Here is a 23,960-nt window from a genome sequence, read left to right on the forward strand (position 1 = left end):
TGTTTCACGTGAAACGCGACACCTAATTTCGATACGGCACCTCCGGCGGCCGCTCAACCACCGGGACACATTGTCGCCGCTGATCGGGTGCCGGCGCAGAGCGCCGGTGTACCGAGATCACCCATGATCAGACTCGTCGTCAGACACCTCTGTGTAACGACGACCGAAGGTCTTGCGACTCAGATCGGAGAGCTGATCGTATTCACGCGCGATCAAGGCATTCCGCTTGGCGCGACTCCAGCCCTGCACTCGCTTCTCCCGCGCAAACGCGTCGTGAACGTTGTCGTATGTCTCACTGTAGACAAGGACCACTGGACGTCGACGCTTCGTGTACTGCGCGCCCTCGCCGATGTCGTGGAGCCAGACTCGATTTTCGAGGTTCCGACAGCTGCCTACGTAGAAGCTGCCATCCGCGCATTCGAGGATGTACATGTACGGCATGGGGACAGAGTGCAGTATTCGGCGGCGATCCATCCCAGGTACATGGCGTGATGTGGAAAGTCAGCGAAAGTGCCGGCGTGTGGAGGAGGCAGTGTTTCACGTGAAACAGGGCGTGGTTTCGGTACGGCGCCTGCGGCGCCTACTCAACCACCGAAATCTGGCCGGTCTCCGGGGATCGAGTGCCGGCGCGCGACGCAGGTGTATCGAGCCCAGATCACACCCCAGCGTTTCACGTGAAACAGGGCGTGGTTTCGGTACGGCGCCTGCGGCGCCTACTCGACCACCGATGGATGCTGCGGGCGAATGGATCAGCGGACGGTCGCGCGGATCACGCGAGTCGGCTCGGAGATCAAGCCTTCACCGACCGGCTCCACGCGCACGTTCGAGAGGCGGAACTTGCGGATCTGTTTGTCCGCCGCCGTCACCTCATTGGCCGCATTGGCACCCTTGAGAAGAATCAGCTCGCCGCCATCACGCACGAGGGGAGCAGTGAGCGGGATCAAGGTGCGAAGAGCACTGACAGCGCGGGCCGTGACGGCATCCAACACCGGCCCCTGCTTCCAATCTTCACCGCGCGCGCGAAGCACCTCGACATTGTGCAGCCCAAGATCAGCGACCTGCTCATTCAGCCACGCGACACGGCGCTCCATCGGTTCGATCAGCACCCACTGCACGTCCGGACGCGAAATGGCCAGGACGAGACCGGGAAGGCCTGCACCTGAGCCGATGTCACCAACTCGACCACCAGCGGGAAACAGTGGTCCGGCCACAGCGGAGTTCAGAATGTGCCGGCTCCACAATCGGGGGAGTTCGAGGGGACCGATCAGACCCCGCTCCTCGCCATGTTGCGCCAATGCAGCCGTAAACTGGCGCGCCTGCACGATTCGATCACCGAAGATGTCGGCTGCGACGTCAGGTTCTTGCTCGAGCATCACTGGAGTTTCACGTGAAACGTCACGCGCGACGGATGACCGTGTGGCGGTCCGCACCATCGCCATATGACTCGGAAACCAAGCCACGCTCCGAGACGATATCGTGCACGAGCTTGCGTTCGTAGCTCGACATTGCGGGCAGCGAAGCTTGGGACACACCCTCATCGAGGCGCGCAATGGCGCGGTCAACGAGCTTCTGCAGCTGCTGCTGACGTGCGTCACGCGATCCGCCGACGTCGAGAATGAGACGCGAGAAGCGACCCGTCTTGGTCTGCACGGCAATGCGGGTGAGTTCCTGCAGCGCCTGCACGGTGTCGGGCTCCGAGATCAACGACAGCGCGGCATCGTCGTCGTTCTCAACGGAGACATAAGCGCGGCCGCTGCGCACATCGAGCGCGAGATCTCCGTCGATGTCGGCGATGTCGAGCAGTCCCTCGAGATAGTCCGCGGCGACATCGCCTTCCTGCTCCAGCTGCTCAACGGTCGCCGTCGGGCGCAGAGTGTCCTGTTCGGGAGTGGTAGTCATGATGATCCTCGCGGCTCTCTCAGGCGTCCGTGGGCGGGTTGGTGTTCTTCTGCGCCTGCTTCTTCGCGCGCTGCTTGCTCACCGGCTGCTGACGCTTGGGAGCCTCCGCCTTGGCCTTCTGCGCTTCGTCGAAAAGCCGCTGCTGCTCGGCCTGGTACTTCTCCAAGGGAATGATCTTGCCCTGCGCGTCGAGCGCCTTGCCCTTACGAGCGAGTCGCTCCTCGCGAGCCTTTGCGGCATCCGAACCGGGGGTGGGGAGGTTCCGAATCACGATGAACTGCTGAACCATCGTCCAGATGTTGGACGTGAACCAGTACAGGACGACGCCGAGCGGGAAGAAGACACCCGAGAAGATGAACGCCAACGGCAGAACGTAAAGCATGATCTTCTGCATCTGGTACGCCTGGCCGGTCTTGGCCTCCGGCGACAGGTTCTTCGAGATGATCTGCAACTGGGTGAAGAACTGCGAGGCGATCATCAGGATGACGAGGATGATGAGGATGACGACGGTGACCGTCTCACCGGCACCCCACGCCTCGATCATGTTGACGTGCAGGGGAGCAACACTGAACAGCTCAGCGTCGTAGAACTGCTTGGTCAAGTCGGCGTTGAGCAGCCCGACGCCGCCCATGCTCCACTCGGCGTGCTTCTTGACGTCCGAGAGCGTGTAGAACATGCCGAGCAGAATCGGCATCTGCACGAGCAGAGGAAGGCAGCTCGACACGGGGGTGGTGCCGTGCTTCTTGTACAGCGCCATCGTCTCTCGGCTCATCGCCTCACGAGAGAGTTGATCCTTCTTACCGCGATACTTCTCCTGGACTTTTCGCAGTTCAGGGGCGATTTCCATCATCTTGCGCTGGCTCTTGATCTGCCGAACGAAGAGAGGGATCAACGCAGAGCGCACGACGATCACGAGGCCGATGATCGACAGCACCCAAGTGGTGCCGGCATTCGCCTCCATACCGATCGAGGTGAAAACCCAGTGCCAGAACACCAAGATCGCCTCGACGATCCACTTGAACGGCCACATGATCGTGCTGAAGAAGTCGAGGCCCGTTGTTGGCATCGGCGTCGTCGGCGTGGGAACAGCCGGCGACGGAGTCGCAGCGGCAAAGAGAAGATCCAGCACGGATCAGTCCTTTCTGGGGGGCACGACGAATCCGTGCGGAGTCAGTTCATGACGGAAGTGCGCGTGCGGCTTCACATCATCGATCCCACCCTGAGCCCACGGGTGGCACCGAGCGAGTCGGGCAGCCGTGAGTGCGGCGCCTTTCACCGCTCCGTGCTGCTGGACCGCTCCGACTGCGTAGGCCGAACAGGATGGGTAGTACTTGCAGACATCGCCGTAGACGTGCGAAATCGTGGCTCGATACCCGTGAAGGGCGGCCAGGACGACATTGCGGGGCAACAGGGGAAGACCCCTCATCACTTCGGATGCCACAAGTGCACCGTCGCCGACCGAAGAAACCGGAAGGGTCGAGACGCTCACGCCGCTGCTTTCCGGCCGAGACACCGGGTGACTTCATCGCGCAGCTGAGCGTAGTCAGCGGTCGCCGCGGAAGGCAGAGCACGGATGACGACGTCAGCTCCGACGCGGACTCCGGGCAACGCGTCGGCACACACGGCCTTCAGCCGGCGACGGACGGTGTTGCGGGTCACAGCGTTCCCCACTTGCTTACTGACGATGAATCCGAACCGCGCAGAGCGGTGTTCGGCTGTTGCGACCACGTAGGTCACCGTGCTCGAGCCGGCGCATCGGGAACCTCCTCGCACGACGGACTTGTAGTCCGCGCCGCGAGTGATGCGATTCCCGCGCGCCAGCACGCGGTCAGGTCAGGCCGACAGCTCGACGCGGCCCTTGGCGCGGCGAGCCGAAAGGATGCCGCGGCCGGCACGCGTACGCATGCGGGCGCGGAAACCGTGCTTCTTGGCGCGGCGGCGGTTGTTGGGCTGGAACGTGCGCTTGGTCATGAGGATCACTCCGGATCGGCGGTCACCGGAACGCTCGGGGCCGGGGACACAGGTATAGGGACTGCCCATGCGGGCGTAAGTCAACCGATTAAGGCTACGTCGAGACGGCCTGAAACTCAAACCGAGCAGTTCGGAGCCACATTATCCACCGCTCGAGCGCCATGCCTGGCGGCGACACGCAGCCCGGATCTACAGTGGATTTTGCGCCGGACACACTCCCTGACTAGCGTGTCACGGATAGTTATCCACAGGTGTGGATCGTTTTCATCATCGGCTCCCGGGAGGGACATGTCTCAGCACGAAATTCCGGATGTCCCGGTCTGGACCGCCGTGCTGGACGAACTCATGCGTGACGAGCGCGTCACTCCGCAGCTGCAGGGTTTCTTGAGTCTCGCCGTCGCACAGGGCGTCATGAGCGGCACTCTCTATCTCGATGTTCCCAACGACCTGACGGCTGCCCAGCTGAACAAGCGACTCCGGGCTCCGATCATGGAAGCTCTCGCGAATGTGGATGCCGAACCCTCGGCCTCATCCTTCCGCGTGGTGGTGAACCCCGAGCTCGCCGACGCGCATCTGACGGCGCCCGTCCCGGTGCAATCGACCGCCCCTCAGATGACGGTCATCCGACCGGCGTCGGAAGAGTATGTCGAGCAGGCGGCATCGTCCGCCCGCAGCGACACTCGCCTCAACCCCAAATACAGCTTCGACAACTTCGTCATCGGACAATCCAATCGCTTCGCTCACGCGGCCGCAGTCGCCGTGGCCGAAGCCCCGGCCAAGGCCTACAACCCGCTCTTCATCTATGGAGATTCGGGTCTCGGCAAGACCCACCTCCTGCATGCCATCGGTGACTACGCCCTCAGCCTCTACACCGGCATCCGCGTGCGGTACGTCTCGAGTGAAGAGTTCACGAATGACTTCATCAACTCGATCGCGAACAACCGCGGGTCGGCATTCCAAGCGCGGTATCGAGATGTCGACATCCTTCTGATCGACGACATCCAATTCCTCCAGGGGCGTCAAGAGACGCAGGAAGCGTTCTTCCACACCTTCAACACTCTCCACGACCACGACAAACAGGTCGTGATCACGAGTGATGTCCCGCCTCGTCAACTCACCGGGTTCGAAGACCGGATGCGCAGCAGGTTCGAATGGGGCCTCATCACCGACGTACAAGCGCCCGACCTCGAGACCCGCATCGCCATCCTCCGCAAGAAGGCACAGTCCGAGCGGCTTCTCGTTCCCGACGATGTACTGGAATACATCGCGACGAAGGTGTCTTCCAACATCCGCGAACTCGAGGGCGCGCTCATTCGTGTCTCGGCTTTTGCGAGCCTCAACCGCTCGAACCTCGATATTTCGTTGGCTCAGACCGTGCTGCGGGACATCGTCGACACCGACGACACCAACATCATCTCCCCGACCGACATCATCACCGCGACCGCGCAATACTTCCGGCTCTCGGTCGACGACCTGTACGGCTCCAGTCGATCGCAGTCGATCGCGACAGCTCGACAGATCGCGATGTACCTCTGCCGCGAGCGGACGAGTCTGTCGCTCCCGAAAATCGGTCAACTCTTCGGCAATCGTGATCACACCACGGTCATGTACGCCTGCAAGAAGATCGCGGAGCTCATGAAGGAGCGTCGCTCGATCTACAACCAGGTTTCCGAGATCACAACGCAGCTCGGGCGCATCGGCCGCTGATCGCAGCTCGCACGCAGCGGGCATATTCCTGCCCGCGCGCTTGACACGACTCCGTGCGAACGCGATCATACGTGTTCTTCACAGTGTGGAAAGCCTGTGGATAACTCGTCATCAAACGCGGACTTCTGTGAACGAATGGCAACTCCCTGTGGAATCACCGTCGACGTTCGGGATGCGGGTCGCCTCACGCCGCGCCACTCATCCGCACCTCGCCCACAAGTTACACGCGTGTGGTTTCCGTGTCTCGACTCGGATCGACCGAGTTATCCCCAGTTTCCACAGGGGTTAACACCATGACAGTTACCTCTCTTGAAGAAACCCGTTCGATAACCAGAACGAACAACGCGCTCCGTGAAAAGCCGTCTGCGGAAACCGAACCACAAGGGCACTAGCATGGGAGGGCTTTAGTCGACCCAAGGGAGCGCCAGTGAAGTTCCACGTGAATCGCGATGTTTTCAGCGAGGCCGTGTCATTCGTCGTCAAGCTCCTGCCGCAGAGAAATCCGCAGCCGATCTTGGCCGGCGTGCTGATCGAGGCATCCGAAGAGGGCCTCTCGCTCGCGGCGTTCGACTACGAAGCCTCAGCACGCACCACGATCGACGCAACCGTCGACGCCCCAGGCACGATCCTCGTCCACGGGCGGTTGCTGTCGGAGATCGCGAGTCGATTGCCGAACGCTCCCGTCCAGATCGAGGTCGGAGAGGACGATGGAATCGTTCTGACGTGCGGCTCGGCGCGGTTCACCCTGGCATCGATGCCGGTGCAGGAATATCCCGCGATCCCCGAGGTGTCCGGCGAGTCGGGCCTTGTGCCGGCCGAAGAGTTCGCGACGGCGATCGCTCAGGTCGCTTTCGCGGCATCTCGCGACGACGTGACACCCGTGTTGACGGGTGTTCAGCTCGAGGTGGCGGGTACGCAGCTCAGCCTGGTCGCGACCGACCGCTACCGCGTCGCGCTCCGCGAAGTCTCGTGGGACGGCGGCACGGTCGCGTCCGACGAGTCCACCACGGCACTCGTGCCGGCACGAACCTTGACCGAGGTCGGGAAGACTTTCGCGCACTCGGGTGACATCAAGATCTCGTTCTCGGGCTCGGGTGATCGCGAGATCATCGCCTTCACCGCGGCCAACAAGACCGTGACCTCGCTGCTCATCAAGGGCAACTTCCCGCCGGTTCGCCGCCTGTTCCCCGAGCAGACCGATCACTACGCCGTCGTGAACACCGCGGAGCTGGCCGAAGCCGTCCGACGCGTGTCGCTCGTGCTCGACCGTTCCGCTCCCCTCCGTTTCACGTTCAGCGAGGACGGCGTCTCGATGGATGCCTCCGGAACCGAGCAGGCTCGCGCATCCGAATCGGTCGACGCGACATTGGCCGGTGACGATGTCACGCTGGGACTCAATCCGCAGTACTTGCTCGAGGCCCTCGGGGCCGTCAAGAGCGAGTTCGCGCGGATCACGTTCACTTCCAGCGACAACGCGAACAAGCTGAGCCCGGTGCTGATCACCCCGCAGACGTCCGGTGGGCCGGAGAGCTTCAAATATCTGCTGCAGCCGAACCTGCTTCTGCGCTGACATCGGGAGTGTCATCCACGCCGCCTAGGCTGATCCGGTGATCGTCGAGCAGCTCAGCCTCGTCGACTTCCGCAACTATGCGGTCGCCGACGTTGCCTTGACGGCGGGTGCCAACGTCTTCGTCGGTCGCAACGGACAAGGCAAAACGAATCTCGCCGAGGCGATCGCCTACCTGGCCACACTCGGCTCCCACCGCGTTTCGCAGGATGCGCCGATGGTGCGTGATGGGGCGGATGCCGCGATCATCCGTGCTCGTCTCTCCCACGGCGATCGGCGGATCGTTCTGGAAATGCAGATCAACCGTTCCGGTGCCAACAAGGCGCGGGTGAACGGAGCGGCGGTGCGTCCCGTGGAGCTTCCGCGGTACGCGCAAGTGGTGCTGTTCGCCCCCGAAGATCTGCAGATCGTCCGCGGCGACCCGTCTGCGCGACGTCGATTCGCGGACCAGCTGCTCATCCAGCGTGCTCCGCGCATGGCCGGCGTCCTCGCCGACTACGACCGAGTGCTGAAGCAGCGCAACGCTCTCCTCAAGTCCGCACGATCGCGGGGTGTCCGCGGTGAAGGCCTGTCGACTCTCGAGGTGTGGGACGACAAGCTCGTCCAACTCGGTACCGAGGTCATTCGCGCACGTCTCGCCATTGCGGCGGACTTGTCCGCTCCCGTCGCGGCGGCGTACGCCGCAATCGCCGGCGAAGACCATCGGCCCGAGCTCGAGTGGAGCCTGACGGTGGATGGCGGTGACGCGGCCGATGACGGGGACGATCTCGATAGACCGACGCTGCGCCCCGGCACTCGATCGGCGGGTGCACCTGCCGAGCAGATCGCGACGGGGTTCCGTCAGGCACTCGCCGCCAAACGTTCGCAGGAGCTCGACCGCGCGATCACGCTCGTCGGACCGCATCGCGATGACCTTCTCCTCCGTGTGCGCGATCTTCCGGTCAAGGGCTACGCCTCACACGGTGAGTCATGGTCGGTCGCGCTCGCGCTCCGACTCGCGTCTGCTCGCTTGTTGCGGGAACAGTCCCAGCTGGGTGATCCGGTGCTGATTCTCGACGATGTCTTCGCCGAGCTCGATGCCGACCGGCGTGCCCGGTTGGCCGGACTCGTGGGCGATTTCGAACAGGTCATCGTCACGGCCGCCGTCGAGGAGGATGTGCCGCCGGCGCTCCGCGCTCGCACCGTCCGGGTCGTGGCCGGCACCATCCAGGAGGTCGCCGATGACTGAATCACACCTCGGCGGGATTCCCGAAACTGTCGCGACATACCTCCGACTGCGGGGTCTCGAGCCTTCGGCGCGCACTGCTCGGCGGCGCAAGAAGCGCGGTGACATCGACGACGACAAGATGCCCTTCGCACCGGGGCGCGACCCCACAGGTGTCGGCGATGTCCTGGCGGACCTCACACGTCAGGCGGGCTGGGATTCGCAACTCGCGCGCGAAGACCTGGTCTTGCAATGGGAACAGGTGACCGGTGCCGAGACCGCGCGGCATGCGAGTCCGGTGGCTCTGGCCGACGGCATCCTGACTGTGCAGTGCGATTCGACCGCCTGGGCCAAGAACCTTCAACTCATGCGCGCAGACATCGTGACGCAGCTCATGCGACGATTCCCCGATGCCGGGGTGCAGAACGTGCGGTTCGTCGGACCGGACGTCCCCTCATGGAAATGGGGCCCCAGAGCCGTTCCAGGGCGCGGTCCTCGCGATACCTACGGCTAATCCACGTCCTGCGGCATCCGGAGCGGTTTCCGCGCGCCACAGCGCCATTCAGACCCCTCAGAAGAGATAGAATGAACTGATCCTTCGAATCGATCTGGAGTGCTCGAAACATATGACGTCTGAAACCCCCGACAGCGTTCCCGAGGAACTCTCCACTCCCGATCAGAAGGTGCACAACGACTACGGGGCCGACGAGATCCAGGTGCTCGAGGGTCTCGAGGCCGTCCGCAAGCGTCCTGGTATGTACATCGGGTCCACCGGTGAGCGCGGCCTCCACCATTTGGTCTACGAGATCGTCGACAACTCCGTCGACGAGGCACTCGCCGGCTACTGCGACACGATCCACGTCACGATCCTCGAAGACGGCGCGTTGCGCGTCGTCGACAACGGCCGTGGCATCCCGGTCGACATGCACAAGACCGAAGGCAAGTCGACCGTGGAGGTCGTCCTCACGGTTCTGCACGCCGGTGGAAAGTTCGGCGGTGGCGGCTACGCGGTCTCCGGCGGACTGCACGGTGTGGGCTCGTCGGTCGTGAACGCGCTCTCCACCCGACTGGATGTCGCCGTCAAGCGTCAAGGTCACGCGTGGCGCCAGACCTTCCGCGACGGTGGCGCCCCCGCGGCTCCTCTTGCGAAAGAAGAGGCGACGGACGAGACCGGCACGACGATCACCTTCTGGCCGGATGCCGGGATCTTCGAGACGGTCAATTTCGATTACGACACTCTCCGCACCCGGTTCCAGCAGACCGCGTTCCTCAACAAGGGACTGCGCATCACGCTGAACGACCTCCGCCCCGACTCCGCCTACGTCCTCGATGAGGAGGGCACGGCTGTCACGAAGCAGCCGCACGACGACTTCCACTACGAGCGCGGACTCGTCGACTACGTGGAGTACCTCAACAAGGTGCGCAAGGCCGAGGTCGTCAACGACGAGATCATCGAGATCGAGTCCGAAGACACCGTCCGCCACATCTCACTCGAGTTGGCGATGCAGTGGACGACGAGCTACACCGAGAACGTCTTCACGTTCGCGAACACGATCAACACCCACGAGGGCGGCACCCACGAAGAAGGATTCCGTGCCGCCATGACGACGTACATCAACAAGTACGCGCGCGAAAAGGGCCTTCTCAAGGAGAAGGACGACAACCTGACGGGCGAAGACATCCGTGAGGGCCTCACCGCGGTGATCTCGGTGAAACTGTCCGAGCCGCAGTTCGAGGGTCAGACGAAGACCAAACTCGGCAACACCGAGGCCAAAGCATTCGTGCAGAAGGTCGTCGGTGACAAGCTCACCGACTGGCTTGACCGCAACCCCGTCCAGGCGAAGCGCGTCATCATGAAGGCCGTCGACGCGGCGACCGCGCGCATGGCCGCCCGAAAGGCCCGCGAAACGGCGCGTCGCAAGAGCGTGTTCGAGTCGGCATCCATGCCGGAAAAGCTGAAGGACTGCACCAGCAAGGATCCCTCGCTCAGCGAGATCTTCCTGGTCGAGGGCGACTCGGCCGGCGGTTCCGCCGTGAGCGGTCGCGATCCCGAGCACCAGGCGATCTTGTCGCTGCGTGGCAAGATCCTCAACGTCGAGAAGGCGCGTCTGGATCGCACTCTCGGCAACGCGGAAATCCAGGCGATGATCGCCGCGTTCGGCGCGGGTATCGGTGAGGACTTCGACGTCGAGAAGGCTCGCTATCACAAGATCGTTCTGATGGCCGATGCGGATGTCGACGGCCAGCACATCACGACACTGCTTCTGACATTGCTGTTCCGCTACATGCGTGGACTCATCGAATCGGGCTTCGTCTATCTCGCCCAGCCGCCGCTGTATCGGTTGAAGTGGTCGAACTCCGATCACGAGTACGTCTACAGCGACCGCGAGCGCGACGCCTTGCTTGCCGCCGGCGTTGCCGCCGGCAAGCGCATCCCGAAGGACAACGGGGTGCAGCGCTACAAGGGTCTCGGCGAGATGAACGCCAAGGAACTGTGGGAGACCACGATGGACCCCGAAACACGCACACTTCGCCAGGTGACGATCGACGATGCGGCCGCGTCAGATGAGATCTTCTCGATCCTGATGGGCGAAGACGTTGAGGCACGGCGCGGGTTCATCCAGCGCAACGCCAAAGACGTCCGCTTCCTCGACATCTGACCCTTCGACCAGCTCAGGGACCTCTGAAAAATGACTGACGACGAACGTCCGGACGTAACCTCCGGACACAACCACGGAAATATCGACCAGGTCGACCTGCAGGTCGAGATGCAGCGCAGCTATCTCGACTATGCGATGAGCGTCATCGTGGGTCGTGCGTTGCCGGACGTGCGCGATGGCCTCAAGCCCGTGCACCGCCGTGTGATCTACGGCATGTACGACGGCGGCTACCGCCCCGACAAGAGCTTCAACAAGTGCGCACGCGTCGTCGGTGAAGTGATGGGTCAGTACCACCCGCACGGTGACTCGGCCATTTATGACGCGCTCGTGCGTTTGGTGCAGCCGTGGTCGCTGCGCTACCCGCTCGCCGATGGCCAGGGAAACTTCGGGTCGCCCGGAAACATGGGGGCCGCGGCTCCTCGTTACACCGAGACCAAGATGGCGGCCCTCGCCATGGAGATGGTCCGCGATATCGACGAGGACACCGTCGACTTCGAGGACAACTACGACGGCAAGACGCAAGAGCCGAGAGTTCTGCCGGCGCGGTTCCCGAACCTGCTGGTCAACGGGTCCGTGGGTATCGCGGTCGGCATGGCCACGAACATCCCGCCGCACAACCTTCGGGAGGTGGCTGCCGGCGCACTCTGGGCGCTCGAGCACCCCGAAGCGACGCGCGACGAACTTCTCGAGGCGCTCATGGAGCGCATCCCCGGTCCCGACTTCCCGACCGGCGCACAGATCCTCGGCACCCGCGGGGTACGCGACGCACAGCGGACCGGGCGCGGGTCGATCACGATGCGCGCGATCGTGGCTGTCGAAGAGATTCAGGGTCGCACCTGCCTCGTCGTCACCGAATTGCCGTACCAGGTCAACCCCGACAACGTTGCGGCCAAGATCCGTGACCTTGCCCGCGATGGCAAGCTGACCGGCATCGCGGACATCCGCGACGAGACTTCCGACCGCACCGGCCAGCGCCTGGTGATCGTCCTCAAACGCGATGCGGTCGCGAAGGTCGTGCTGAACAACCTGTACAAGCACACGCAGCTGCAGGAGAACTTCGGCGCGAACATGCTCGCCATCGTCGACGGCGTGCCGCGCACGCTCGCGATCGATGGGTTCATCTCGTACTGGGTCGAGCACCAGGTGGAAGTCATCGTGCGCCGCACCGGATTCCGGTTGCGCAAGGCTGAGCGCCGCATGCACACACTCGAGGGCTACCTCAAGGCGCTCGACCAGCTCGACGAGGTCATCGCGTTGATCCGTCGCTCGCCCACCGTCGATGAAGCCCGCGACGGCCTGATGACGCTGCTCGATGTCGACAAGGACCAGGCGGACGAGATCCTCGCGCTGCAGTTGCGCCGTCTTGCCGCGATGGAACGCCAGAGGATCATCGACGAGGCTCTCGAGCTCGAGAAGCAGATCGCGGACTTCCGGGCGATCCTCGCCGATCCGATGCGTCAGCGCACCATCATCCGTGATGAGCTCACCGAGATCGTCGACAAGTACGGCGACGAGCGTCGCACCCACATCCTGCACGGCTTCGACGGCGACATGTCGATGGAAGACCTGATCCCGGTCGAGGAAATGGTCCTCACGGTGACACGTGCCGGCTACATCAAGCGCACACGCAGCGACAACTACCGTCAGCAACACCGTGGAGGCAAGGGGGTGAAGGGCGCGCAGTTGCGCGCCGATGACGTCGTCGAGCACTTCTTCGTCACCACGACGCACCACTGGCTGTTGTTCTTCACGACCAAGGGTCGGGTGTACCGCTGCAAGACGTACGAGGTTCCCGAGGCCGGCCGTGACGCCAAGGGTCAGCACGTCGCAAACCTCCTCGCCCTCCAGCCGGGCGAAGAGATCGCGCAGATCCTCGACATCAGTGACTACGCCGTGGCGCAGTACCTCGTGCTCGCCACCCGCGACGGCAAGGTGAAGAAGACCCTGCTGAGCGAGTACGACACGAACCGTCAGGGTGGCATCATCGCGATCCGGCTGCGTGGGCAGGAAGAGGAAGACGGCGACGAGGTCGTCAGCGCCCTACTGGTCGATGAGACCGACGACGTCCTCCTCATCTCCCGTCAGGGAATGTCGTTGCGCTTCACCGCCACCGACGAGTCGCTCCGCCCGATGGGACGTTCCACCGAAGGAGTGAAGGGGATGTCGTTCCGCGAAGGCGACACACTCTTGTCCGCGTCGGTGGCGCAGGACGATGCATTCGTCTTCGTCGTGACTGAGGGTGGCTACGCCAAGCGCACCGCGGTCGGGCAGTATCGCCTGCAGGGGCGCGGTGGACTGGGCATCAAGGTGGCCAAATTGAACGAGGATCGCGGTGATCTCGCGGGTGGTCTGATGGTCCGTGAGGACGACGAGGTCTTGGTGGTTCTTGCCAGCGGCAAGGTGGTACGCTCTGCCGTGGCCGAGGTCCCCGCCAAGGGCCGTGACACCATGGGCGTCGTATTCGCCCGACCGGACGACGAGGATCGCATCCTCGCTATCGCTCGGAACGGTGAGCGTGGACTGGCCGAGACCGCCGAAGAAGCGGCATCCGAAGATGCCCCCGTTGCCGCAGAGACTTCGACTGCGAGCCCCGAAGAGAGTAGTACTGACGCATGAGCACGGTAGCCGACAAGCTGGCAAAAAAGTCGTCCAGCAAGACCAGCTCCAAGCAGGTCCGCCTCCGCCTGGTCTACGTGGACTTCTGGTCCGCCGTGAAGCTGTCGTTCCTCGCGGCCGTCGCCCTCGCGATCGTCACGATCGTCGCGGTCTTCCTGATCTACACGGTGCTGAGCACGACGGGTGTCATCGGCAAGCTCGACGAGCTGCTGAAGGCGTTCGACGACAACTTCACGCTGGGTGACTATGTCGGCTTGCCGCAGGTGATGGCCTTCGCGTCGATCGTCGCGATCCTCAACCTCATCGTGATCACGGTGCTCGGCGCGGTCGTGGCGGGCATCTACAACCTCATGGTGAAGGTCACCGGCGGACTGCTTGTCGGCTTCACCTCGAACTGATTTCGGATTCTCCCGCAGTTCGGGTAAAGTCTTGGAGGTTGACGGCGCGCAAGCGTCGACCTCCGCACGGGGCTATAGCTCAGTTGGTTAGAGCGCTTCACTGATAATGAAGAGGTCCCAGGTTCAAATCCTGGTAGCCCCACCACCCCAGTCCGGGGCCTTAGCTCAGTTGGTAGAGCGCCTGCTTTGCAAGCAGGATGTCAGGAGTTCGAATCTCCTAGGCTCCACAGTTATTTGTTCTCCTGCGAGATGTCGGCCACGGTCGCCGCGTAGGCAGCGATCAGGTCATCGGCCTCGACGAACAGACTGTAGCCGTGTGCGCCGGCACCCATCGCGATGCGCCGACCCGCAATGGCCCCATCCGCGTAGATGGGCCACGCCGTGGTGCTCCCGACCGGCACGATCGTTCCCCGCTCGTATCCGGTGGCCTCAAGGGCACGCTGCGGGTCGGGGAGTTGCAGCTTGTTCACTCCGACGACGGCGCGCAGCTTCGGCCACGAGATGGACCGATCGCCCGGGATGAGCGCGAACAGATAGGTGTCGTCGCCGCGTTTGACGACGAGGGTCTTCACGATCTCCGACGGATGCAGACCGAGAAGGCCCGCCGCTTCCTCCAGGGAGGATGCGGCGGGCCTTTCGCGGATCTCGATCTCAAGTCCACGCGCGGCTGCTGCCGTCCGGACCCGTTCGAGCGTCATAGCGACGCTCAGGCGTCGGGAGCGCGCAGCGGGTCGTCGGCGACCCAGAGCTCGTCGTCGGCGCGCAAGGTCTGCCAGGCGGCGTACAGAACACCGGCGGCGGCGGCGAGACCGAAGAGGATCGCGATGACTCCGCCCGCGCTGATGCCGGACTTCTTCGGCTCAGCGATGGCGAGCCGCTTGGCCGCCTTCGCACCGTACTTGTCGGCCTTCTTCTGCAGGTCGGCGACGTCGAAGCCACCGAAGCCGCGACCAGCGGCGAGACGCGCACGTGTGTCGTTCGCGGCATCCCACACCGACAGCGCCGAACCCACGACGGCGCCCGCGGCGGGTACGAGGTTCCGGTTGTAGATCTTGCGACCGGTCTCGACGCTCTGGTTCACGTAGGGAGCGGCGTACTTCTCGTAGCTGTGCTGCACAGCCGGCACGACCTGCTCACGGTTGTAGTGACCCAGCTGACGTCCCGCTTCCCGGGCGATGTCACCGGCCTGACCGACCAGGACCTGCTGCGACTCCCAGACCTTGTTGGCCTGGGTCTGGAGCTTGCGAAGTTCTTTCTTGCGCTTACGGCTGACGCTCACGGGGTGACCTCCCTGATCGGGGAACGTTTCTCTCCATCTTGCCAGACAGCGGCGGCCATGCCAGGGGTTGACAGATGTGAGAATAGTGAGCATGACGATTCACACCGCCGTAGCCACGCTTCACACCAACCACGGCGACATCGTCGTCAACCTGTTCGGCGACCACGCGCCGCGCACCGTGCAGAACTTCATCGGACTGTCCGACGGATCGCAGGCCTGGACGCACCCCGGCACCGGCAAGCCCGGCGAGGGCGCGCTGTACAGCGACGTCATCTTCCACCGCATCATCCCGAACTTCATGATCCAGGGTGGCGACCCACTCGGACAGGGCGTCGGTGGCCCCGGCTACAACTTCAACGACGAGATCAGCCCCGAGCTGAACTTCAACGAGCCCTACATCCTCGCGATGGCCAACGCGGGCCTCCGCCGCAACGCCATCACCGGCAAGGCCGAGGGCACGAACGGTTCGCAGTTCTTCATCACGACCGACCCGACCCCCTGGTTGCAGGGCAAGCACACGATCTTCGGTGAGGTGGCGGATGCGGATTCGCGCGCCGTCGTCGACGCGATCGCAGCTGTCCCCACCGGTGCGGGCGACCGCCCGATCGAGCCCGTCGTGCTGAAGTCGGTCGACGTCGTCGCCGTCTGATCATCGACACGATCAGGAACCGGTGCACATGACGGATTCGGATCTCCGGACCAATCCGGACAATTTCTGTTACCGGCATCCTGATCGGCAGAGCTTCGTGCTGTGCCAGCGCTGTCTGCGCACGATCTGCGGAGAGTGCCAGACGCCGCTGCCGGTCGGAGTGATCTGCCCGGAGTGCCTGCGCGACGCTCAGCAGCAACAGAAGTCCGCAACCGTCACCCGGATGCCGCGGCGCCGGGCGGGTGTCGACTCCCGACTGATCGTGACGTACACGCTCGTGATCATCACGACCGTGTTCTATCTGATCGGTCTGATCCCGGGGATCGGCGAGAGCGTCCAGAGTCTGTTGGCGTTCAACGGCGTGCTGGCCTACATCCAGCCGTGGCGACTGGTCACGGTCACCCTCGTGCACGCGGGGATCTGGCATATCGCGCTGAACATGTTGGCTCTGTGGGCACTCGGACGGAGCCTCGAGCCGCTCCTCGGACGATGGCGATTCCTCACGCTTTACCTGCTCAGTGCGCTGGGTGGGTCGGTTCTCGTCGCCTTGCTCGCTCCGGGCACGTGGGTGGTCGGAGCCTCCGGCGCCGTGTGGGGGCTGCTGGGCGCGATGTTCGTGATCGGACGCCACATCGGTGCGAATGTCACCGCGATCGCCGTGATCATGGGCATCAACCTCGTGCTGACGTTCCTTCCCGGATCCGGCATCTCCTGGCAAGCGCACATCGGTGGCGGCCTCGTCGGCGCGCTCATCGGTTTCATCCTTGCGCGCACGCGGGCCACGCGGATGCGGAGCCGGCAGATCTGGTTGCTGGTCGGGGTGGGCGTGGGCCTCGTGGCCCTGCTCGCCATTCCGTACCTGCTGTACTACGCCTGAGTTATCCACAGATTCATCCACAGCTGGGGATGAATTACACCGGTGTAACTCACAGCTGTGGGATCAGCTGGGGATGGCGGGTTCAGCGCCAGCGGGTCGTCATCAGGAAGCCGACGAAGGCGATCCCGAAGCCGATGACCAGGTTCCAGCCGGCGATGCCGGGGATCGGCAGCGTCTGGTTGCTGAGGTAGAAGATGATCACCCAGAGAAGCCCGAGGATCATGAGACTCAACATGATGGGCTTGAACCACACCGGATTGGGGGTGGCGTCACCCGCGGTGTGCTCGACGATCTGTTCGTCACCCTTGCCTGAACGTGCCATGGCGTCGATTCTACCTGTCAGCCGCGGCACAACCTACGCTCGATAGAATCCTCGGCATGGGGGACCGTGAACACACGTCTCGTCGCGAGCGACGCGAGCGACCACGTCGCCGCGTATCCGTGCTCGGCGTGATCGGCGAACTGCTGATCACCGTCGGGGTCGTGGCGCTGCTGTTCGTCGCGTGGCAGATGTGGATCGGTGACGTGATCATCGGCGGGCAGAAGCACGCGGAAGCCGATGCACTGTCGCAGAGTTGGATGATGCCCGCGGCGACGCCGAGTGAATCCGCCTCGCCTGCGCCCGTTCCCACCGATGCGCCCGCCGAGGCCGTGGTTCCGGTGCTGGCGCAGCCGGCGCACGGTGAGCAGTTCGGCGTCATGTTCGTCCCCCGTTTCGGCACGGATTGGAAGTTCACGATCGCCGCAGGGACGACCCGCAAGGACATCCTCGATCTCGGCGAAATCGGCCACTATGCCGACACCGCCATGCCGGGGCAGGTCGGCAACACGGTGTACGCCGCTCATCGCTGGACCTCGGGGCAGCCGTTCGACCCGATCGACAAGCTCGTGGTCGGCGACGCGATCGTCGTCCAGACCGCGGAGGGGTGGTACACCTACCGGTTCCGCACCCTCGAATACGTGCAGGACACGCAGGTCGACGTGCTCCTCCCGGTGCCGCAGCAGGCCGGCGTCGAAGCCAACGGCCGCTATCTGACACTCACCAGCTGTGCGCCCAAGCTCAACATGCTCGAGCGCATCATCGCCTATGCCGTCTTCGACGAGTTCACCCCGACCGCTGACGGTCCTCCGGCGGCACTGACCGAAGGGGTCACCGTCTGATGTACGGCGCACTGTGGCGAATTCTTCCCGGACCCGTGTGGGTGCGTGTCCTCCTTCTGCTGATCTTGGCCGCGGCCGTGCTCTACGGCCTGTTCTGGCATGTCTTCCCGTGGGCCGCGCAGTTCATCACTCCCACGGAATCCACCATCGGTGGATGAGTTGTCCGGGCGGATCCTCGTCGTGGACAATCACGACAGTTTCGTCCACACCCTGATCGGGTATCTCGACGAGCTCGGTGCGCACACGGTGCTCGTCGAGGCGGATGCCGTCGTGGACCCGGCCGAGGTCATCTCCGGCTTCGCCGGGGTCCTGGTGTCACCTGGCCCGGGGGCACCCGAAGGCGCCGGCGCTTCGATCGACATCGTCCAGGCTGCGGTGGATGCCGGCATCCCCTTGCTGGGGGTGTGCCTCGGCCATCAGGCGCTCGCCGCCGCGTTCGGTGCGACCGTCGCCGAGGCCCCGGAACTGCGCCACGGGATCACCTCCCTGATCCACCACGACGGGACCGGGATCTTCGTGGGACTCCCCCATTCCTTCGCCGCGACGCGGTATCACTCTCTTGCCGTGCGGGCCGAGACGCTCCCGCGGGAGCTGGTGGTGACGGCGACGACGGAGTCCGGCGTCGTCATGGGTATCGCGCACCGCACGGCGCCCGCGTGGGGAGTGCAGTTCCACCCCGAGAGCGTACTGACCGAGGGGGGCTACCAGCTCTTGGGAACGTGGCTCGAGACCGCCGGGATCGACGGTGCTGCCGCCCGCGGTGCGAAGCGTCGTCCGCTCCGGCCGGTCAGCTGATCCCGATCGCCCGGGTGTCAGGTCGGTGACCTGAACAACTCCTGCAGAGTTCTGCGTGCCGGGGCGCGCCGGCCCGGAATTCCGGGGGACGATCCACACCCGCTCGTCACCCTGCAGGAGTTATTCAGGTAGTGCGACGCGGAATCCCGATCAGCCCGTGCAGACGGTCAGATCCACGTTCGAATGGATCGGCACGTCTCCCGGCGCGAGCGACTGCGACGCGACGACCGGCTCTCCCGGAGCAGCCAGGCACGCCGGATCTTCGATCACGGCGACCGTGAGGGCCATGTCATCGGCGGTGAGGTCGCGCTGCGCGGCGGCGACCGTGTAGCCGACCATGTTCACGAGCGTCACCTTGCCGCTCGCGACGACGAGGTTGACCGTGGTTCCCACGGGAACCTGTGATCCTTCGGTCTGATCTGCCGAGATGACGACGCCGGCTGCGAGATTCGGATCGTTGCTGTTGCGCACCGACCCCACCCCGAGCCCGGCAGCAGAAAGCGCCGCCGAGGCCTCGGCCTGACTGAGGGAGACCAGCGTGGGAACGGTCGCGAGTTGCGCGCCGGTCGATACGTACAGCGTGATCTGCTGGCCCGGTGTGACCCTGGTGCCGGCGGAGGGGTCTGTCCGGACGACATTCCCCTCCGCGATCGTGTCGCTGCTCTCATCGAGCCGCTCGGCTTGGAGGTCTTCGTCGAACAGCGCCTCGTTGGCCCGGTCCCACGACATGTCGATGACGTTCGGGACGACGCGGGCGTCCGGCGTCACACTGGGCCCCGGACGACTCGTCATGACCCAGATCAGCACCGAGATCAGCACGGCGGCAAGCACCGCGACACCCATCCAGATCCACGCGGCCGGGGGGCCTGCCTGCGTGCGGCGCATGGTGGTGTCGGTGCTCAACTGTCGTAGCGACCGAGCGGTTTCCGCCGCCTGACGCGGGTTCGCGCCGTACAGCTCACTGGTGAGGACCCCGACCTGGCGCTTGCTGGGGGTGCGACCATCGGCCGTCGCGTCGAGAGCTTCCCGGAAGGACGCGGCATCTTGATACCGCTGATAGGGGTCCTTCGCGAGCGCGCGGAGCGCCACGGCATCCAACGCCCGCGGCACGCTCTCGACGAGATCGGACGGCGGCAGTGGCGTCTCGCTGACGTGTTGATACGCGACCGCAACGGGAGTGTCTCCGCGGAACGGCGTGCGGCCGGTGAGGAGTTCGTACAGCACGACGCCGGTCGAGTAGACATCGGCGCGCGCGTCGACCGGCTCACCCTTGGCCTGCTCGGGAGAGAAGTACGACGCAGTGCCGATGATCGCCGTCGTTTCGGCCACGGTCGAGGAGGAATCGGAGACGGCTCGCGCGATCCCGAAGTCCATCACTTTGATCTGCCCGCGCTCGGTAACCATGACGTTGCCGGGCTTGATGTCGCGGTGGACGACTCCGGCCCGATGCGAGTACTCGAGCGCCTCGAGGATGCCGTCGGTGTAGCGGAGGGCGTCCGCCAGTGGCACCGGACCGTCCGAGATCACGGATTTCAGCAGAACGCCGCCGACCAGCTCCATCACGATGTACGGAACGGGATGCGTCGTGCCGTCCGGGTCGGTCTCGGTGTCTTCGCCGGCGTCGTAGACGCGGACGATCGTGGGATGCGCCATCCGCGATGCAGCCTGGGCCTCGAGGCGGAACCGCGTGCGGAATGCACTGTCGACCGCGAGTTCGCGCTTGAGGATCTTGATGGCGACCGAACGGCCGAGCGTGAGATCTTTCCCACGGTAGACGCTCGCCATGCCACCACGCCCGATGAGTTCGTCGATGCGGTAGCGGCCGGAAAGCACGCGCGGCTTTACTGACACTTCACTCCCTGGGCTGACTCGTAGCCAGCCTAACCGACGCCCCTGGAGGGCGCCCTCACGATTCGGCGTCAGCCGTCGTTGCCGCTGCCGTCGTTGCCGTTGCCGTTGCCGTTGTTGCCGTCGGTCGGCGCCTCCGCGTCGGGAGTGGGTGCGGCAGTGATCGTCGCCTGGACCTCTGGCGAGGTCGCCGACGTCCGTTCACCCGATTCACCCGTGCAGGTGACGGTGTAGAGCGCAGTCAGGATGCGTCCGACTTCGCTCGCGACCGTCACGGGGACGGGGCGATCGTTCGGCCCGAACGATCCGCTCGATTGTCCGTTGGACTGGAACACACCGTTGGTGAGGGTGATGTTGTACGACGACACCGTGCTCGATCCGGCGGGGCACGTGAACCCGGTCCAGTTGATCGTTGCGGTGCTGCCGGCCTCAACCGTGGGGGACGAGGCACCGTTCACCTGGATGACGGGAGCGGTCGTCGGCGTGTTCATCGGCGTCATGGGACCGTAGGCGGTCAGCGTCACCTGCTGGTCGAGCCCCACGGTGCCCGAGACCGGGTTGGTCTCGTAGATGAGTCCCTCTTGATCGGCCGTCGGCGCGGCGACGGATCCGGTCTGGCAGGTGACCGCGGTCATATTGTTCGCGTTGGCGATCTCGGTCGCCTGCGCGCACGTCTGACCGAGGAACCCGAGCGTGTCGATCTGGACCGTCGTCGGGGTCGGCTCCGGGGTGTCGGATGGCGTCGGGGCCGCGGACGACTCGGGGGACGTGTTGGTGGGCTCGGGCTGGGCTCCCGTGTTGCCGAAGAGGGCGAACAGCGTGCCACCGAGAACGAGCAACAGGATTCCGATCAGCGCGATCAGCGGCCAGGTCCACGGGCTGCGCTTCTTCTTTTCGCCGGTCGCCTCGTCCACGAGCGTGCCCGCCGGAGCTGCAGCAGGCAGGATGCGGGTGGCTTCGTCAGTCGCGAGTCCCCCCGGGTTGAGGAGCTGGGTGACGTCATTGACGGCGACCCCACCAGCGATCGCGGGCACGATCGCCGCCGCACCGGCGATGTCGCCGCGACGGAGCGCGGTCGCGGCGCGCGCCACGGCGGATGCCGTCGCCGGGCGGTCTTCCGGCTTCTTGGCGATCATGCTCAGGACGAGGTTCTTGACCGGTTCACCGATCGTGTCGGGAAGCGGCGGCGGCGCATCGTTGATCTGCGCCATCGCGATCGCGACCTGCGACTCACCCGTGAACGGGCGCTTGCCGGCCAAGGATTCGAACGCGACGATACCGAGCGAGTAGATGTCGGTCGCCGGTGAGGCGGCGTGCCCCGAGGCCTGTTCGGGAGACAAGTACTGGACCGTGCCCATGACCTGCCCGGTCGCCGTCAGCGGCACCTGGTCGGCGATACGTGCGATGCCGAAGTCGGTGATCTTGACCCGGCCATCCGGCGTGATGAGGAGGTTTCCGGGCTTGATGTCGCGGTGGACGAGGCCGGCGGCGTGGGCAGCCTGGAGCGCGGCAGCGGTCTGGGCCACGATGTCGAGCGTCTTGTCGGTGGAGAGCGAGCCCTCACGTTCGAGGATCGTCGACAGTGCCTCGCCGGGCACGAGCTCCATCACGAGGAACGCGGAGCCGTTCTCCTCGCCGTAGTCGAAGACGCTGGCGATGCCCTCGTGGTTGACGAGAGCTGCGTGCCGGGCCTCGGCGCGGAAGCGCTCGAGGAAGCCGGGGTCGCCCATGTACTCGTCTTTGAGGATCTTGATCGCGACGGTACGCCCGATGACGTGATCGGTCGCTTCCCAGACCTCACCCATACCGCCGATGGCGATCCGGGAATCCAGTTCGTACCGCCCGCCGAAGCTCACACCTTGCGTCGGTCTCATCTGCTCAGCACCGCCTCAATGACTTTCTTCGCGATGGGGGCCGCGATCCCGTTGCTCGTGCCTTGCTGCCCGAGCCCTCCGCCGTTCTCGACCATGACTGCGACGACGACCTGGGGGTCGTCGGCAGGGGCGAACCCGGTGAACCACAACGTGTACGGGTCTCCCGGACCATGCTCGGAGGTGCCGGTTTTTCCCGCCACGTCGACGCCATCTATTCTTGCACCGCTGGCTGCGCCGTCACTGACATTGGCCACCATCATCGTGGTCATCTGGGCGGCCAGATTCGCCGACAGGGCACGGTCGAACTCCGTGTCCTCGGGGGTCTGCTGGACTGTCAGGTCGGGAGCGACGACGCGATCGACCATGCGTGGATTCATCACGACGCCGTCGTTGGCGATACCCGCGGAGACCATCGCCATCTGCAGCGGCGTCGCGATGACGTCACCTTGCCCGAAGCCGGAAAGTGCGGTCTCCGGGTCGGACAGCGCCCGCGGGTACACCGAGGCGGTCGTGGTCAGCGGAATGTCGAAGCTCGTGTTGAAGCCGTACTTCTCCGCCTCGGCACGAAGAGCGTCGTCGCCGAGCGCGACAGCCAATTGCGCCATGGGGATGTTGCAGCTCAGCCGCAGGGCAGTTGCCAGCGTCACCTGGTCGCCCTCGCCGCACGTGCCGCCGTCGAAGTTGCTGATGTCCGTCGACGTGCCCGGCAGGGTGTACCGGGCGGGGTTCGGGAACGTCGAATCGGGCGTGTAATCCCCGGACGCGAGCGCGGCCGACACGACGACGAGTTTGAACGTGGACCCGGGCGGGTTCAGTTTGCCGGCGATGGCGCGGTTGTCGAGCGGTCGCAAGGCATTCGCGGTCAGGGTGTCGTAGTCGGCGAGCACCTGCGCCGTGTCGTGCGATGCCAGCAGATTCGTGTCGTAGCTCGGGCTCGTCACCATCGCCAGAACTCGGCCGGTTTTCGGTTCCATCGCGACGACGGCGCCCTGATAATCGCCGAGTGCGTCGTAAGCGACCTTCTGGACAGCGGGATCCAGCGACAGGACGACGTTCGACCCACGCGGGGGTTGGCCCGTCACGATGCGGTCGATACGCGACAGGAACTGCGAGCTGTCGGTTCCGGAGAGCACCGTGTTCATGGCACTCTCCAGGCCCCGCGACGATCCGAGCACGGGATTGATGAAGCCGGTCACCGGAGCCCACATCGTGCCGTCCGGGTACGTCCGGCTCCAGCTGTAGAGGTCGCCGCTCGGCACGGATGACGCGATCACGGTGTCACCGGCGAGGATCGAGCCCCGCTGGACTTCGTAGGAGTCGTAGAGCGCGCGCTTGTTATAGGGATTCGCGCTCAGTTCACTGGCCTGGACGACCTGGATCCAGCTGATCGCGCCGAAAAGCCCGACGAACATGACCAGCATGACGATGCTGAGGCGGCGGAGTTCTTTTGTCATG

General features: G+C 64.5%; 25 protein-coding genes and 2 tRNA genes. 14 read left to right on the plus strand and 13 right to left on the minus strand.

The features are described 5' to 3' along the window. Positions 1-117 precede the first annotated feature (117 nt). From N4R40_RS12010 to rpmH, 7 genes are all read right to left on the minus strand, one after another. Positions 118-441: a GIY-YIG nuclease family protein gene (locus tag N4R40_RS12010; RefSeq protein ID WP_261607614.1), complete on the minus strand. Its 324-nt coding sequence runs from the start codon at positions 439-441 to the stop codon at positions 118-120. 308 nt (positions 442-749) lie between these two features. Beyond that, positions 750-1,373 (minus strand): 16S rRNA (guanine(527)-N(7))-methyltransferase RsmG, encoded by a 624-nt coding sequence (gene rsmG / locus N4R40_RS12015; protein ID WP_261607679.1) that lies wholly within the window; start codon positions 1,371-1,373, stop codon positions 750-752. A 22-nt stretch (positions 1,374-1,395) separates the two neighbouring features. Further along, the gene (locus N4R40_RS12020; RefSeq protein ID WP_261607615.1) at positions 1,396-1,899 is read right to left on the minus strand and encodes a Jag family protein; all 504 of its coding nucleotides are present in this window, start codon (positions 1,897-1,899) and stop codon (positions 1,396-1,398) included. 19 nt (positions 1,900-1,918) lie between these two features. Then, a complete protein-coding gene (gene yidC / locus N4R40_RS12025; protein ID WP_407665920.1) occupies positions 1,919-2,965 on the minus strand; it encodes a membrane protein insertase YidC in 1,047 nt (348 codons plus the stop codon). 66 nt (positions 2,966-3,031) lie between these two features. Next, positions 3,032-3,325 (minus strand): membrane protein insertion efficiency factor YidD, encoded by a 294-nt coding sequence (gene yidD, locus N4R40_RS12030; protein WP_261607681.1) that lies wholly within the window; start codon positions 3,323-3,325, stop codon positions 3,032-3,034. Positions 3,326-3,384: 59 nt separating this feature from the next. Beyond that, positions 3,385-3,723 (minus strand): ribonuclease P protein component, encoded by a 339-nt coding sequence (gene rnpA / locus N4R40_RS12035; protein ID WP_261607616.1) that lies wholly within the window; start codon positions 3,721-3,723, stop codon positions 3,385-3,387. A gap of 9 nt (positions 3,724-3,732) precedes the next feature. Then, the gene (gene rpmH, locus N4R40_RS12040) at positions 3,733-3,870 is read right to left on the minus strand and encodes a 50S ribosomal protein L34 (protein ID WP_261607682.1); all 138 of its coding nucleotides are present in this window, start codon (positions 3,868-3,870) and stop codon (positions 3,733-3,735) included. 345 nt (positions 3,871-4,215) lie between these two features. On the opposite strand from rpmH, the gene dnaA reads away from it, so the two are divergent. The 9 genes from dnaA (at position 4,216) to N4R40_RS12085 (ending at position 14,249) form a co-directional block, all read left to right on the plus strand. Next, positions 4,216-5,577 (plus strand): chromosomal replication initiator protein DnaA, encoded by a 1,362-nt coding sequence (gene dnaA, locus N4R40_RS12045; protein WP_407665921.1) that lies wholly within the window; start codon positions 4,216-4,218, stop codon positions 5,575-5,577. A gap of 427 nt (positions 5,578-6,004) precedes the next feature. Beyond that, positions 6,005-7,147: a DNA polymerase III subunit beta gene (gene dnaN / locus N4R40_RS12050; protein WP_261607618.1), complete on the plus strand. Its 1,143-nt coding sequence runs from the start codon at positions 6,005-6,007 to the stop codon at positions 7,145-7,147. A 37-nt stretch (positions 7,148-7,184) separates the two neighbouring features. After that, the gene (gene recF, locus N4R40_RS12055) at positions 7,185-8,372 is read left to right on the plus strand and encodes a DNA replication/repair protein RecF (protein ID WP_261607619.1); all 1,188 of its coding nucleotides are present in this window, start codon (positions 7,185-7,187) and stop codon (positions 8,370-8,372) included. Next, on the plus strand, positions 8,365-8,862 hold the full coding sequence (locus N4R40_RS12060) for a DUF721 domain-containing protein (RefSeq protein ID WP_261607620.1): 498 nt from the start codon (positions 8,365-8,367) through the stop codon (positions 8,860-8,862). Before recF ends, N4R40_RS12060 begins: the two co-directional genes overlap by 8 nt. Before the next feature lie 112 nt (positions 8,863-8,974). Then, positions 8,975-11,008 carry a DNA topoisomerase (ATP-hydrolyzing) subunit B gene (gene gyrB / locus N4R40_RS12065; protein ID WP_261607621.1) on the plus strand — a complete coding sequence of 678 codons (2,034 nt, stop codon included), beginning with the start codon at positions 8,975-8,977 and terminating at the stop codon, positions 11,006-11,008. 30 nt (positions 11,009-11,038) lie between these two features. Beyond that, a complete protein-coding gene (gyrA, locus tag N4R40_RS12070; RefSeq protein ID WP_261607622.1) occupies positions 11,039-13,624 on the plus strand; it encodes a DNA gyrase subunit A in 2,586 nt (861 codons plus the stop codon). Next, positions 13,621-14,022: a DUF3566 domain-containing protein gene (locus N4R40_RS12075; protein ID WP_261607623.1), complete on the plus strand. Its 402-nt coding sequence runs from the start codon at positions 13,621-13,623 to the stop codon at positions 14,020-14,022. The genes gyrA and N4R40_RS12075 overlap by 4 nt, the downstream gene beginning before the upstream one ends. 68 nt (positions 14,023-14,090) lie before the next feature. Beyond that, positions 14,091-14,167, plus strand: a tRNA-Ile gene (locus N4R40_RS12080). A 9-nt stretch (positions 14,168-14,176) separates the two neighbouring features. Next, a tRNA-Ala gene (locus N4R40_RS12085) sits at positions 14,177-14,249 on the plus strand. A 3-nt stretch (positions 14,250-14,252) separates the two neighbouring features. On the opposite strand, the gene N4R40_RS12090 is transcribed toward N4R40_RS12085, so the two are convergent. Both N4R40_RS12090 and N4R40_RS12095 read right to left on the minus strand, forming a co-directional pair. Continuing rightward, positions 14,253-14,720: an aminoacyl-tRNA deacylase gene (locus N4R40_RS12090; RefSeq protein ID WP_261607624.1), complete on the minus strand. Its 468-nt coding sequence runs from the start codon at positions 14,718-14,720 to the stop codon at positions 14,253-14,255. Positions 14,721-14,728: 8 nt separating this feature from the next. Next, on the minus strand, positions 14,729-15,301 hold the full coding sequence (locus N4R40_RS12095; RefSeq protein ID WP_261607625.1) for a DNA helicase: 573 nt from the start codon (positions 15,299-15,301) through the stop codon (positions 14,729-14,731). A gap of 91 nt (positions 15,302-15,392) precedes the next feature. Between N4R40_RS12095 and N4R40_RS12100 the strand changes: the two genes are divergently transcribed. Both N4R40_RS12100 and N4R40_RS12105 read left to right on the plus strand, forming a co-directional pair. Then, the gene (locus N4R40_RS12100) at positions 15,393-15,950 is read left to right on the plus strand and encodes a peptidylprolyl isomerase (RefSeq protein ID WP_261607626.1); all 558 of its coding nucleotides are present in this window, start codon (positions 15,393-15,395) and stop codon (positions 15,948-15,950) included. Between the two features lie 28 nt (positions 15,951-15,978). Beyond that, complete coding sequence (locus tag N4R40_RS12105; protein ID WP_261607627.1) at positions 15,979-16,827, plus strand: rhomboid family intramembrane serine protease; 849 nt, start codon at positions 15,979-15,981, stop codon at positions 16,825-16,827. Positions 16,828-16,909: 82 nt separating this feature from the next. Here the strand turns inward: N4R40_RS12105 and N4R40_RS12110 are convergent, their stop codons facing one another. Beyond that, entirely contained in the window at positions 16,910-17,149 is a 240-nt protein-coding gene (locus N4R40_RS12110) for a cell division protein CrgA (RefSeq protein ID WP_261607628.1), read from the minus strand. 56 nt (positions 17,150-17,205) lie between these two features. Here N4R40_RS12110 and N4R40_RS12115 point away from each other — a divergent pair, with 56 nt between their 5' ends. The 3 genes from N4R40_RS12115 to N4R40_RS12125 are packed head-to-tail and all read left to right on the plus strand — an operon-like array spanning position 17,206 to position 18,783. Beyond that, positions 17,206-17,988 carry a class E sortase gene (locus N4R40_RS12115; RefSeq protein ID WP_261607629.1) on the plus strand — a complete coding sequence of 261 codons (783 nt, stop codon included), beginning with the start codon at positions 17,206-17,208 and terminating at the stop codon, positions 17,986-17,988. Continuing rightward, positions 17,988-18,146 carry a hypothetical protein gene (locus N4R40_RS12120; protein WP_261607630.1) on the plus strand — a complete coding sequence of 53 codons (159 nt, stop codon included), beginning with the start codon at positions 17,988-17,990 and terminating at the stop codon, positions 18,144-18,146. The genes N4R40_RS12115 and N4R40_RS12120 overlap by 1 nt, the downstream gene beginning before the upstream one ends. Further along, entirely contained in the window at positions 18,139-18,783 is a 645-nt protein-coding gene (locus tag N4R40_RS12125; RefSeq protein ID WP_407665912.1) for an anthranilate synthase component II, read from the plus strand. Before N4R40_RS12120 ends, N4R40_RS12125 begins: the two co-directional genes overlap by 8 nt. A 150-nt stretch (positions 18,784-18,933) precedes the next feature. Here N4R40_RS12125 and pknB read toward each other — a convergent pair whose 3' ends face one another. From pknB to N4R40_RS12140, 3 genes are all read right to left on the minus strand, one after another. After that, positions 18,934-20,616: a Stk1 family PASTA domain-containing Ser/Thr kinase gene (gene pknB, locus N4R40_RS12130; RefSeq protein WP_261607631.1), complete on the minus strand. Its 1,683-nt coding sequence runs from the start codon at positions 20,614-20,616 to the stop codon at positions 18,934-18,936. Positions 20,617-20,702: 86 nt separating this feature from the next. Then, positions 20,703-22,505, minus strand: a complete 1,803-nt coding sequence (locus tag N4R40_RS12135) for a serine/threonine-protein kinase (RefSeq protein WP_261607632.1) — start codon at positions 22,503-22,505, stop codon at positions 20,703-20,705. Further along, the gene (locus N4R40_RS12140; protein ID WP_261607633.1) at positions 22,502-23,959 is read right to left on the minus strand and encodes a peptidoglycan D,D-transpeptidase FtsI family protein; all 1,458 of its coding nucleotides are present in this window, start codon (positions 23,957-23,959) and stop codon (positions 22,502-22,504) included. The genes N4R40_RS12135 and N4R40_RS12140 overlap by 4 nt, the downstream gene beginning before the upstream one ends. Between the last annotated feature and the right edge of the window lies 1 nt (position 23,960).

Source organism: Microbacterium memoriense (assembly GCF_025398275.1).
GTDB classification, from domain to species: domain Bacteria; phylum Actinomycetota; class Actinomycetes; order Actinomycetales; family Microbacteriaceae; genus Microbacterium; species Microbacterium memoriense.